Origin of the sequence: Pseudomonas sp. PSB18 (assembly GCF_014596565.1) — a bacterium.
Classification (GTDB): Bacteria; Pseudomonadota; Gammaproteobacteria; order Pseudomonadales; family Pseudomonadaceae; genus Aquipseudomonas.
The window spans coordinates 76,520-88,857 of record NZ_NOIN01000001.1 but is presented as its reverse complement, the minus strand read 5'-3'; the positions used below and the strand labels follow the sequence as shown (position 1 = coordinate 88,857).

12 protein-coding genes are annotated in these 12,338 nt (G+C 62.7%); 4 read left to right on the top strand and 8 right to left on the bottom strand.

The features are described from left to right. Nucleotides 1-57: 57 nt before the first annotated feature. Nucleotides 58-444 (top strand): hypothetical protein, encoded by a 387-nt coding sequence (locus tag CGA22_RS00295; protein WP_041021721.1) that lies wholly within the window; start codon nt 58-60, stop codon nt 442-444. Between the two features lie 164 nt (nt 445-608). Here CGA22_RS00295 and CGA22_RS00290 read toward each other — a convergent pair whose 3' ends face one another. Then, nucleotides 609-1,085 (bottom strand): DoxX family protein, encoded by a 477-nt coding sequence (locus CGA22_RS00290; protein ID WP_041021722.1) that lies wholly within the window; start codon nt 1,083-1,085, stop codon nt 609-611. 309 nt (nt 1,086-1,394) lie between these two features. On the opposite strand from CGA22_RS00290, the gene CGA22_RS00285 reads away from it, so the two are divergent. Together CGA22_RS00285 and CGA22_RS00280 are read left to right on the top strand one after the other, a co-directional pair. After that, the gene (locus tag CGA22_RS00285; protein ID WP_041021723.1) at nt 1,395-1,838 is read left to right on the top strand and encodes a DoxX family protein; all 444 of its coding nucleotides are present in this window, start codon (nt 1,395-1,397) and stop codon (nt 1,836-1,838) included. Between the two features lie 47 nt (nt 1,839-1,885). Next, on the top strand, nt 1,886-2,809 hold the full coding sequence (locus CGA22_RS00280; protein WP_041021724.1) for an NADP-dependent oxidoreductase: 924 nt from the start codon (nt 1,886-1,888) through the stop codon (nt 2,807-2,809). Between the two features lie 76 nt (nt 2,810-2,885). On the opposite strand, the gene CGA22_RS00275 is transcribed toward CGA22_RS00280, so the two are convergent. Continuing rightward, nucleotides 2,886-3,755 (bottom strand): helix-turn-helix domain-containing protein, encoded by an 870-nt coding sequence (locus tag CGA22_RS00275; RefSeq protein ID WP_084213734.1) that lies wholly within the window; start codon nt 3,753-3,755, stop codon nt 2,886-2,888. Between the two features lie 100 nt (nt 3,756-3,855). Then, nucleotides 3,856-4,761, bottom strand: a complete 906-nt coding sequence (locus CGA22_RS00270) for a LysR family transcriptional regulator (protein WP_041021726.1) — start codon at nt 4,759-4,761, stop codon at nt 3,856-3,858. 190 nt (nt 4,762-4,951) lie between these two features. Between CGA22_RS00270 and CGA22_RS00265 the strand changes: the two genes are divergently transcribed. Then, on the top strand, nt 4,952-5,716 hold the full coding sequence (locus CGA22_RS00265; protein ID WP_041021727.1) for an SDR family NAD(P)-dependent oxidoreductase: 765 nt from the start codon (nt 4,952-4,954) through the stop codon (nt 5,714-5,716). Nucleotides 5,717-5,786: 70 nt separating this feature from the next. Here CGA22_RS00265 and CGA22_RS00260 read toward each other — a convergent pair whose 3' ends face one another. The 5 genes from CGA22_RS00260 to glcD are packed head-to-tail and all read right to left on the bottom strand — an operon-like array spanning nt 5,787 to nt 12,215. Beyond that, entirely contained in the window at nt 5,787-7,967 is a 2,181-nt protein-coding gene (locus tag CGA22_RS00260) for a malate synthase G (RefSeq protein WP_041021728.1), read from the bottom strand. A 49-nt stretch (nt 7,968-8,016) separates the two neighbouring features. Then, nucleotides 8,017-8,418, bottom strand: a complete 402-nt coding sequence (locus CGA22_RS00255) for a heme-binding protein (protein WP_041021729.1) — start codon at nt 8,416-8,418, stop codon at nt 8,017-8,019. Between the two features lie 16 nt (nt 8,419-8,434). Then, nucleotides 8,435-9,652: a glycolate oxidase subunit GlcF gene (glcF, locus tag CGA22_RS00250; protein ID WP_041021730.1), complete on the bottom strand. Its 1,218-nt coding sequence runs from the start codon at nt 9,650-9,652 to the stop codon at nt 8,435-8,437. 2 nt (nt 9,653-9,654) lie between these two features. Further along, the gene (gene glcE / locus CGA22_RS00245; protein WP_041021731.1) at nt 9,655-10,716 is read right to left on the bottom strand and encodes a glycolate oxidase subunit GlcE; all 1,062 of its coding nucleotides are present in this window, start codon (nt 10,714-10,716) and stop codon (nt 9,655-9,657) included. Then, the gene (gene glcD, locus CGA22_RS00240; RefSeq protein ID WP_041021732.1) at nt 10,716-12,215 is read right to left on the bottom strand and encodes a glycolate oxidase subunit GlcD; all 1,500 of its coding nucleotides are present in this window, start codon (nt 12,213-12,215) and stop codon (nt 10,716-10,718) included. The genes glcE and glcD overlap by 1 nt, the downstream gene beginning before the upstream one ends. Between the last annotated feature and the right edge of the window lie 123 nt (nt 12,216-12,338).

Genomic DNA, 12,338 nt, shown 5'->3' with positions numbered 1-12,338 from the left:
GGATAGAAAACTTATGAGTGATGCAAGCGTACTTTCGTACCTAACCGGAAGAAGCTCATGATCAGGGTGTTACCCAAGAGTGAGCTCGAGAAGCTTTCGATAAAAGCTGGCGCAGAGGGTTTGATCCTGAGTGATCTTGTCGCCACATGCGAGAAATTTGATGTTACACCGCAAGATGTGCTGAACGAGCTGTCCGTTGCGGTTGCGGAAGGTTATTTACAGGGATCTTTGCTCTATGATTTTTGCGACGGCGTCATGAACGGGATCATAAATGCCGTGGTTGAGGTGGGTGTGACCAACGAAATGCCTCAGCCTGCTTTCTCGCTTTACCAAGCGTTCGATCAAGGTGAGTGGATTCGTAGTAGCGACCCGCCTGAGACTGACCCCAGTGAGAAATATACAAGGCCGGTGGTTAGCGAAATAATGCGAGCTCTTACAAATTGAGAGTTTTTTGTTTTTCTGGTTCGCCCCGCCAGATTATGGCTAAGCGGGGCTATTCCTGTTGCACCGGCCGCAAGGGTATTGCATAGGCTGTCCCAATTTGTGCCAGCCTATCCCGGACTGTGCCTGCGCGGCCACGGACATGCCTACCCAAGCCTTAAATGAAGTCAGTACCGTCCCAGGCGTGCATCCACCGAATACGCTCCACCGCCGCGCGCGACGATGTAGAGCGCCAGAAACCCCATCAACACCGGAAACTCGATGCCCCGGTCTATCCAGGGCCATGTCGGTCCCAGCGCATAGCTGATGGCAAGCATTTGAAGGGCAATAAGCAGGGCGACCAGCCTCGTGGCGAGGCCCATCGCCAACAGAAGGGCGCCTGCTGTTTCCAGCAGCATGACCAGAAAAGCGAGTTGCGCAGCAAAAGGCAGCCCCATCACGTTCTGGATGAGGTTGATCGAAGCGGCCATGGGGTCGGCCATCGAGCCGTGGGAGGTTCCCAGTGCCTTGGGGAGTCCGTGGGTCAATAACACGACAGCGAAGACGGTGCGCAGCAAGGCGTACAGATAAGATTCGAGATCCGTGGCTCGTGCGCTCAGCATGGTCAGGGCGGAGCGTAATGACGATGGGGTTTCGCGTGTCATGGGAAATCCTTGCGCAGCGGCGGATGACTAGGAACCGGGGTACCTGGGCGGGCTTGCGGGCATTTTTCTTGTTTGGGGCGAAGAGATAAATCCTGTGAAGTTGCCATGTGAATTCAAGGCAGAACAACAATCGGCCGGCTCCAGTTCTGCGTACAACGCAAAGCCATAACCCTTCGATAGGGTTCAAGCTTTTCTATTTTATGAAACCTAATAATCGAAATTAGGCGTCTTTTTAGATAAGTGAATTACCCGCAGAATTTCCCTCATTGCGGTTCACCAAGGTGGTGGGCCCTTCCAGAGGAAATCGCCATGACTCATTCCAACCTGTCGTCCAGCACCCTTGCCAACACTGCCATCGGCTCCGCCAGCACACTGTCTTCATCGGTTGCGCTCTCCGGGCGTATCCTGTTGAGCGCCATCTTCCTGCTCTCTGGCGTCTCCAAGATCGGTGCGTCGGCCGGCATGATCGCCTACATCGAATCGGTCGGCTTGCCGTTCCCGAGCCTGGCGCTGGCCATCGCCATCCTGGTGGAAGTGGGTGGGGGGATCGCGCTGATCCTGGGCTACCGCACGCGTCTGGTCGCGGCCGGGCTGGCCTTGTTCAGCGTCGCCACCGCGTTGGCGTTCCACAACCAACTGGGGGACCAGAACCAGTTCATCCACTTCTTCAAGAACATCGCCATGGCGGGCGGCCTGTTGCAGGTTGTCGCCTTTGGTGCCGGTCGTTTCAGCCTGGACGCGCGCCGCGCGTGACCCGAAGCCGGTTTCCCGCCGGCTCGCCACTTTTTACGAGGTGAGATATGAAAACGATTCGCGTAGCGCAATATGGGCAGGTCGAAGGTTTGTCGTTCGAGGAGCTTCCTTCACCAGTGCCAGGCCAGGGTGAGGTGCTGATCGAGGTGGCCGGTAGCGGGGTGAATCCGATTGACTGGAAGATCCTTTCCGGCGCCATGAAAGCTTTCATTCCGCTGCAGTTGCCCTACACCCCTGGCGTCGAGGTAGCCGGTCGTGTGGCGGCCATAGGGGAACACGTCACGGGCTTCGCCGTCGGCGATGAGGTGTTCGGTTTTATCAATATCGTGGGTGGGTACTCTACTGAGGTTGTCGCCAGTGCGGACCGTCTCGCGCATCGGCCCGAGCGGCTGTCAGCGTTGCACGCCGGTGGTGTCCCGGCCGTCGCGTTGACCGCATGGCAGGCCCTGCATGAGCACGGGCAGATCAAGGCCGGCCAACGGGTGCTGATCCACGGCGCTGCGGGTGGCGTCGGTAGCATGGCGGTGCAGATGGCGCGTATTGCGGGTGCGACCGTTATCGCCACCGCCTCGGCGCGCAACCGTGACTACTTGCTCAAGTTGGGCGCCACGCAGGTGATCGATTACAACCAGACGGCATTCGAGGCCGCGGTCGAGCCGGTCGATGTGGTGCTGGACCTGGTCGGTGGCGATACCCAGGAACGCTCCTGGTCGGTATTGAAACCCGGCGGTGTGCTGGTGTCCCCGGTGAGCCCACCGGATGCCAGGCGGGCCGAGGCTGTTGGGGCGACCGGCAAGCATTTCGCCACGCGCTCCGATGGCGCGCAGCTTCAGGAGATCGCCGCGCTGTTCGAAACCGGCGAGCTGGTGATCGAGGTCGAAGTGCTGCCGTTGTCCCAGGCGCAAGACGCACTGCGCAAGAGCCAGGACCGGCATATCCGTGGCAAGCTGGTGCTCGACGCCCGTCGGTAAGCCGGGAATCGGTAGCGAACCAAGCCGGGCGGAAGCCCGGCTTTTTTCATCGGGGATTTTCCCTGGACAGAGCATCTCACGTCTGGCGGTAAGCGCTGGGCGTGACGCCCACCTCGCGACGAAACACCTGGGAGAAATGGCTTGGGCTGGAATAACCGACCTCCAGCCCGATGTCGATGATACTGCGGTCGGTTTCCAGCAACAGGTGCCGGGCGCGACTCATCCGCACGCGGATGAAGTACTGCGAGGGCGACAATCCGGTCGCGCGCTTGAATACCCGGCTGAAGTGGTACTCGCTCAATTCGGCGATCCGGGCCAGTTGCGCCAGATTGAACTCATCGGCCAGGCCCTGGTTCATTGCCGTCAGCACACGGCGCAACTTGTACGCTTGCAATGCGCTGCCGCGTCTCTGGCTGCCGTGTGGAGCGGGGTAGCGACGGAGCAAGTGCACGGCCAGCGCCTGGGCCAGACTGTGAACGAACAGCGGGCTGGGCTGGCGTTCTTCGATGAGTTCGATGCGCAGCTGATCGAGAATGAAGTGTACCCGCTCATCCCGGGCGCCGGAGATGTCCAGGAAGCTTACGGGCGCGGACTGCTCGCCCAGGAGATCGCGGGCAGCCTGGTCGATCAGCGACAGGCCTAGGTACAAGTGCATCACTTCGAAGGTGTCGCCCTCGAGGGTTTGCCAGCGCATCTCGTAGGGCTCTTGAGTATGGGTGAGAAAAAAGTCGCCGGCCTTCACGGTGGTGGCTTCCCATGCGCCGTTGAGCGCGCGTTCCTCGACCCTGGCCTTACCTGCCAGCACCCACACCAGCAGCGGCTCCACGACGGCAGGTACCTGTATCGGTTCGACAAGGCTGTGATGGCTGAACAACTGAACGACCACATCCTGCAAGTGCGGATGCGATGGCAACGCCTGTGCTGTTCCTGGCAGGTGATGGGGCATCGACTCGGCCATGATCCGCGGGGTGTCGCTGGCTGCCAGGTCGTCATGTTCAGGTGGATGCACAGGAGGCTCCTTGGACAGGTTCGGCTTGATCAAGTCTTCAGAGGGCAGTTGCCTGGGCCTTGAAGCGCTCGATCAGCCAGCGGGTCGCAGGCCCGGGTGGCATGTCCGTCCGGTAGATGGCGTCAAAGGCATAATCCCCGCCAACGCAGTCAGGCAGTTCGAGACGCACCAGTCGGCCGCTGGCCAGGTCGTCGCGCACCCGGTCGATGGGCATGTTGCCCCAACCGATGCCTTCGCGAAGCAACATGTGCTTGGCACCCAGATCCGCCAATCGCCAGGTACGGGTGCCGACCACTGCGAACTCTTGATCTTCGGTCAGACGGGAGCGGTCAGTGAGGACCAACTGCACATGGGAGCGCCCGGTACCCGGCGCATGCGGCCCCGGTTGTGCCAATGGGTGATCGGGTGCAGCGACCGGTATCAAGGCCACCTTGCCCACGCCGATACGCTCGATGCCGTCGAGGCTATTGGTCAGCGGGCCGCTCACGCCCAGCGTGGCCATGCGGTCGAACACCCGCTGCGTCACGCCGCCCAGGGCCTCGATATGCAAGTGCAGCGACACGGTCGGGAACTGCTCGCGAAACGCCTTGAGCGCGTCGACCATCCGTTCACTGGGCAGCATCACATCCAGTACCAGGTGCACTTCGGCTTCAAGGCCGTGCAGCAGCCCGCGAACCTTGGCCCGCAGGCCGTCGATACCGTTGTAGATGGTGCGTGCTTCGGCCAGCACGGTGCGCCCGGCGTCGGTCAGTTGCGGTTTGCGGGTGGTCTTGCGGTCGAACAGGCTGACGCCGAGCTGCATCTCCAGGTTGGCGATCGAATAGCTCACCACGGAAGTGGCCCGATGCAGTTTGCGCGCCGCGCCGGCGAAGCTGCCGACATCGACCACGGTCAGGAATACGCGTAGCTGGTCTAGGGTAGGCGTGCCTGGGTCTGAAATCATTGCTAATCGCTCGAACGTTTCATGGATGTTATCCGGATTTTTCGGACAAGCGCAAAACCCCGACAGCCTCGGCAAACCTGCGAAAGCCTGGCGCTCCCCGTTGCGAGACAGTGAAGCCGTCGATAACGACCGCGCCCCGTGGGCGCTGAGCCGGCGAATGTCTCCTCGGCTCGCAACGCAGGAGAACATCATGACTGATATCAAGCACGCTCTACCCAACGAAGTCGAAGGCAAGGTCGCACTGGTCACCGGCGCCGCCAGTGGCATCGGCAAGGCGATCGCACTGTTGCTGCATGCCCGCGGAGCCCAGGTCGTCGCCGAAGACCGCAACCCGGCCGTCGAAGAGCTCGCCCGCCCAGGGCTGGTGCCGCTGGTGGCCGACATCACCGAGGACGGCGCCGCCGAGCGCGCGGTGGGATTGGCCGTGGAACAGTTCGGTCGTCTGGACATTCTGGTCAACAACGCCGGGATCATCATCAACAAACGGGTGATCGACATGACCCGTGAAGACTGGGAGCGCATCCAGGCGGTCAATGCCACCGCAGCCTTCTTGCATTGCCGCGAGGCGGTCAAGGCCATGATGCCCAACGAGGCCGGCGCCATCGTCAATATCGCGTCCTATGCCTCCTATTTTGCCTTTCCCACCATTGCCGCCTACACGGCATCGAAAGGCGCGTTGGCTCAACTGACCCGCACACTGGCGCTCGAAGCGATCGAGCATGGCATCCGCGTCAATGCCGTTGGCGTCGGCGACGTGGTGACCAACATCCTCAACGACGTGGTCGATGACGGTCCGGCTTTCCTGGCCCGGCACGGCGAAGCCGCCCCCATCGGTCGCGCCGCGCAACCGGAGGAAATCGCTGAAGTCGTGGCTTTTCTCGCATCGGATCGCGCAAGTTTTATCGTCGGCTCGGTGGTCATGGCCGACGGCGGCATGACCGTCACGGCCGGTTGATCAATCCGGTAGTGCCTTGCGGTGAAGAAAAAAGCCCGATGCAGGAGGGCATCGGGCTTGCGCTTGGACATTACCGCCCGGTTCGCTTGAACGTCTGCCTGAACCTGTGCAGCAGCTGCTCGGTATAACCGTTGGGCTGGTCGCAGCCTTCGAATACCAGGGCGCAGGCGGCTTGGAAGGCGAGTGATTGTCCGAACTCGGGCGCCATCGGCTTGTAGAGCGGATCGCCCTTGTTCTGCTCATCCACCACCCGCGCCATGCGTTGCAGGATGTCCAGGGTCTCGTCCCGAGTGATCACCCCATGGCGCAGCCAGTTCGCCATGTGCTGGCTGGAGATGCGTAGCGTCGCCCGGTCTTCCATCAGTCCCACGTCATGGATATCCGGCACCTTCGAACAGCCGATCCCATGTTCGACCCAGCGCACCACATACCCCAGCAGGCCTTGCGCGTTGTTCTCGACTTCCTGGCGAATGTCCTCCGCCGACCACGGCCTGTCGGCTGACACAGGGACGCTTAGCAGGCCTTCCAGCAGCGCCTGGCTGAGCCCATCCAGATCGACGTCTTCCAGCGCCGTTTGCACCTGTCGCACACTGACTTGATGGTAATGCAGCGCGTGCAGTGTCGCGGCGGTGGGCGAGGGCACCCAGGCGGTGTTCGCACCTGCTTGCGGATGGGCGATCTTCTGTTCGAGCATGTCGCGCATGCGGTCCGGCATCGCCCACATGCCCTTGCCGATCTGCGCCCGGCCGCGCAGGTTGCAATCGAGGCCGACGAGTACGTTGTTGCGCTCATAGGCGTCGATCCACGGCGTACTTTTCATATCACCCTTACGTAGCATCGCGCCGGCCTGCATGGCGGTGTGCATCTCATCGCCGGTGCGATCCAGGAAACCGGTGTTTATGAAGGCCACCCGTTCGGCTGCCGCCGCGATGCAGGCCTTGAGGTTGACACTGGTGCGGCGTTCTTCGTCCATGATGCCCATTTTCAGCGTGTGACGTTCGAGCTTGAGCAGGTCCTCGATGCGGCTAAACAATTGGTCGGCGAAGGACACTTCGGCGGGTCCGTGCATCTTCGGCTTGACGATGTAGACACTGCCGGTGCGGGAGTTGCCGCGGCGTTGCAGGTCATGCAGGGCGATCAGGCTGGTGATGACGCCATCGAGAATCCCTTCCGGGATTTCCAGTCCGTCCCTGTCGAGGATGGCGGGGTTGGTCATCAGGTGCCCGACGTTGCGAATGAACAGTAACGAGCGCCCGTGCAACGTCAGCGTGCGTCCATCGGCCGTCGTGTACTCGCGGTCCGGGTTCAGGGAGCGGGTGAGGAGGCGGCCGTTCTTCTCCAGGTCCTCCTTGAGATCACCCTTCATCAGGCCCAGCCAGTTGCGGTACACCTGGACCTTGTCATCGGCGTCGACCGCCGCCACCGAGTCCTCGCAATCGATGATGGTCGAAAGGGCCGCCTCGATCAGCAGGTCCTTGACGCCGGCGGCGTCGGTCTTGCCGATGACGCTCTGCCGGTCGATCTGGATCTCCACGTGCAGATCGTTATTCTTCAACAGGATGGCCGCAGGCTCGGTGAGCGAACCTTGATAGCCGATGTACTGCCCGGGGTTCGCCAGGCCGGTTTGGCGGCCGTCTTCCAGTATGGCTTGCAATGTTCCGCTGTCGATCTGGTAACGCATCACCCCGGCGTGGGAGCCGCTGCTCAAAGGGAACGCCTGATCGAGAAAGCCACGGGCGAATGCAATGACTTTCGCACCGCGCACCGGGTTGTAGGTCCGTCCCGGCTCGGCCCCGCCGTCGTTGGCAATCACATCGGTGCCGTACAGCGCGTCGTACAGCGACCCCCAGCGGGCATTGGCGGCATTCAACGCATAGCGAGCGTTGGCGGCCGGCACCACCAGTTGCGGCCCCGCCTGCACGCTGATTTCCGTATCGACGTGGTCGGTGCCGACCTTGACGTTATCGGGTTGCGGTTGCAGGTAACCGATGCGGGTCAGGAAGTCGCGGTACGCCGACATGTCCGCCACCGGTCCCGGGTGAGCGCCGTGCCAGGTGTCCAGCTCGCTTTGAAGGCGATCACGTTCAGCCAGGAGTGCGCGGTTGATCGGTGCCAGTTCATGCACCAGTGCGGCGAAGCCGGTCCAGAACGCTTGCGGGGCCAGGCCGGTTCCGGGCAGTACGTCGCAATCAACGAAGCGTTGCAGGACGGGGGCCACCTTTAGGCCTTGGCAGTTGACGAAATCAGTCACTGGGATCTCTCCATCACTCGGGTTTCCAACGGGGCGCAGACCGCCCACTTCAGTTCAGGCCTTGCGCGCCGGCTTTGGCGACCTGGGCGTCCTGCTCGGCCTTGACCCCGGACACGCCCACGGCGCCGATCACCTGACCGTCGACAATGATCGGCACGCCGCCCTCCAGGGACGTCAACAGCGGCGCGGACAAAAAGGCCTGGCGTCCACCGTTGACCATCTCTTCATAGCCTTTGGATTCGCGCCGGCCGAGGGCCGAGGTGCGGGCTTTCTCAGTGGCGATATAGGCACCGATGGGCGCGCAGCCGTCGAGGCGTTCCAGGGCCAGCGGGTGACCGCCATCATCGACAATCACGATGGCGACGGCCCACTGGTTGCTGTTCGCTTCATCGCGGGCGGCCGAGAGGATCCGGCTGACTTCGTTCTGGCCGAGTACGGCTTTGCTTTTCATGGGAGGCTCCAGAGGTTTAAGGCAAGGCGGCTTCGACCCACTCGATCCAGTGCCGGACCGGGGTCCGGCCTGCACCGTCGAGATGGGACTGGCAGCCGATATTGGCAGTAACAATCACGTCGGGGCGCCCGCTTTCCAGGGCGTTGAGTTTGTTGTCGCGCAGTTGCCGGGACAGTTCGGGTTGGGTGATCGAATAGGTGCCCGCCGAGCCGCAGCACAGGTGACTGTCGGGAACCTGCGTGAGGTTGAAACCCAGCTTCGTCAGCACCGCCTCAACGGCGCCGCCCAGTTTCTGCGCATGCTGCAAGGTGCAGGGGCAGTGGAAGGCCAGGCGCTGGTCGCTGTGGATGCTCAGTTTTTCCAGTGGCTCTTCGCGCAGTACTTCAACCAGGTCCTTGGCCAGGGCGCTGACCTTTTTCGCCTTTTCGGCGTAGGCCGGATCGCTGCCGAGCAAGTGCCCGTAATCCTTGATGAACGCGCCACAACCGCTGGCGGTTTGCACGATGGCTTCGGCACCGTTCGCGATGCTCGGCCACCACGCATCGATGTTGCGACGGGCACGGTCCAGGCCCACGGCCTGGGCGTCCAGGTGATAGTCCACGGCACCGCAGCAGCCGGCTTCGGCAACGGGCGTCACACTGATCCCCAGTCGATCCAGGACCCGGGCGGCGGCCGCGTTGGTATTGGGCGACAGGCTCGGTTGCACGCAGCCTTCGAGCATGAGCACCTGCCGGGTATGGCGGGTCACCGGTCGCGGTTTGGCGGCAGGGACATGCCGAGGTAACTTGCCGCGCAGGGTGTCGGGCAGCCATGGACGAAACACCCGGCCGCCGAGGACCAGGCCCTTGAACATGCTGGGGTTGGGCACGACCGCTCGCAACCCCTCGCGCAACAGGCGCTGGCCGAGAGGCCGTTCGACCGCCGCATCGACCACGGCGCGGCCAATGTCCAGCAGGTTGTGGTAGTCGACCCCGGAGGGGCAGGTGGTTTCGCAGTTGCGGCACGACAGGCAGCGGTCCAGGTGTTGCTGGGTCTTCGCCGTGACCGGGTTGCCTTCGAGCACTTGCTTGATCAGATAGATCCGCCCCCGCGGGCCATCCAGCTCATCGCCGAGCAATTGGTAGGTCGGGCAGGTGGCATTGCAGAAACCGCAGTGCACGCACGTGCGCAGGATGCTTTCGGCTTCTTCGGCGCGGGGCAGTTGGCGAGCCTCTTCACTCAAGGTTGTCTGCATGATCAAAGCTCCGCGTAGAGGCGACCGGGGTTGAAGATTCCCTGTGGGTCGAGCCGATGCTTCAGGTTGCGGTGGTAACGCATCAGCGCGTCGGGCAGCGGCTGGAACGGACTGTCGATCAGGCCATGGCTGTAACAGGTCACATGGCCGCCGACGCCTTCGACGATCCGGCGAATGAACGCGGCTTCGGCACCGGACTTGAGCCAGCGCTGGGCGCCGCCCCAGTCGATCAGTTGCCTGCCGGGCAGGGGCAGCCACGCTGTGTTGTGCGGCACGGACAGGCGCCACAGCGGCAGATCCTCATCGAAGAAACCCAAGCGATGTTCGTTCAGATCCTCCCAATACGAAGCGTCCAACACCTCGCCGCCCAGTCGGTCATGGGCCGCCGCCACCGAACCTTCGCCGCCCTCGAGCCGCAGGTGCAGGCGTTGGCCATCGTGGCAGGCGGCGCTGATCGGCAGCGGCTGCTGGCCCCATTCCGCGAGGCGCAGCAAGGCGCGATCGCTGTCCATTTCCAGGCTGATGCTCAAGGCTTGCCGAGGTTTGGGCAGGACTTTGAGCGACACCTCGGTGATCACCCCAAGGGTGCCGAAGCTGCCGGCCATCAGGCGCGACAGGTCGTAACCGGCGACATTTTTCATGACTTCGCCACCGAAGCGCAGAAGCTTGCCCTGGCCGGTGATGACCCGTGTGCCGAGGACGAAGTCCCGCACCGAACCCGCCCACGGACGGCGTGGGCCGCAGAGGCCGCTGGCAATCATGCCGCCCACCGTGGCGTCGCCGAAGGAGGGCGGTTCGCAGGGCAGCATTTGCTGCGAGGCGTTCAGCACCTCGGACAACTCCCGTAGGGGCGTACCGCAACGCACGGTCACCACCAGTTCCGTCGGGTCATAGCTGACGATGCCCCGGTGGGCGCGGGTGTCGAGGCGCTCGCCGGTGACCGAACGCCCCAGGAAAGCCTTGCTGTTGCCACCGTGGATCCACAGCGGCGTGGCGTTCTTCAGCGCCTGATTGACCTGTTCGAGCAACGCGTCGCTGGCGTCCCTATCGAGTGCGTTGTGCATCAGAAACGCTCCAGTTCAGGGAAGGGCAACTGCCCCAGGTGCACGTGCATGGCGCCAAACTCGGCGCAGCGGTGCAGCGTCGGGATGTTCTTGCCGGGGTTGAGCAGGCCGCTCGGATCGAAGGCGGCTTTGACGGCGTGGAACACGGTCAGTTCGTCGCTGTTGAACTGCGCGCACATCTGGTTGATTTTCTCCCGGCCCACCCCGTGTTCGCCGGTGATGCTGCCGCCGACTTTCACGCACAGTTCGAGGATCTTGCCCCCCAGGGCCTCGGCGCGATCGAGCTCGCCCGGTTGGTTGGCGTCGAACAGGATCAGCGGGTGCATGTTGCCGTCGCCGGCATGAAACACGTTGGCGACCCGCAGGCCGTATTCGGCCGACAAGGCGGCGATGGCGTGCAGCACTCCAGGTAGCTCCCGGCGCGGGATCGTCCCGTCCATGCAGTAATAATCCGGCGAAAGGCGGCCCACGGCCGGAAACGCATTCTTGCGCCCGGCCCAGAAGCGCACGCGTTCGGCCTCGTCGCGGGCCTGGCGCACTTCGGTGGCGCCGGCCTGCTCCAGCACCTGGCGCACCCGGTCGCAATCATCATGGACGTCGGCTTCGACGCCATCGAGTTCGCACAACAAAATGGCTTCGGCCTCCACCGGGTAACCGGCGTGGATGAAGTCTTCGGCGGCGCGGATGGCCAGGTTGTCCATCATTTCCAGCCCGCCGGGAATGATGCCCGCGGCGATGATGTCACCCACTGCGCGACCGGCTTTTTCGACCGAGTCGAACGCCGCCAGCAACACCTTCGCGGTCTGCGGCTTTGGAAGCAGCTTGACCGTGACTTCGGTGATCACCCCGAGCATGCCTTCGGAGCCGGTGAACAACGCCAGCAGATCCAGGCCCGGCGAATCGAGCGCGTCACTGCCCAGGGTCAGCTGTTCGCCGTTGACGGTGAGGATGTCGACCTTGAGCAGATTGTGCACGGTCAGGCCGTATTTGAGGCAATGCACGCCACCGGCATTTTCCGCGACGTTGCCGCCGATGGAGCAGGCGATTTGCGAAGACGGGTCCGGTGCGTAATACAAGCCAAACGGCGCGGCCGCCTGGGAAATCGCCAGGTTGCGCACCCCGGGCTGGACCCGTGCGGTACGGGCGGCCGGGTCGATGTGCAAAATGTTGTTGAAGCGCGCCATGACCAGCAGAACGCCTTTTTCCAACGGCAGCGCACCACCGGACAAACCGGTCCCGGCACCCCGGGCGATGACAGGCACCTGCCGTTCATGACACAGCGCCAGCACGCCCCGAACCTCGTCGAGATGGCGGGGCAGTACCACCAGGAGCGGCGTGGTGCGATAGGCGGAAAGTCCATCGCATTCGTAGGGCATGAGTTCTTCGCGCTGGTGCAGGATTTCGAGGTCCGGCAATCGCGCCTGCAAGGCCTGCAGCAGCGTGGCCTTATCCACGACAGGCAGGGCACCATCAACGCGTTCATCGTAGAGAATGTTCATAGTCGGCTGACGACACTCGGTTGTTTTTATTTGAGGTCAGGTTCCGCATGCAGCTGACTTGCATCATTGGTCCGAGGCGATCTACTGTCTATGCATTGTTGAGGTGGTCGAACCAGTTTTTGA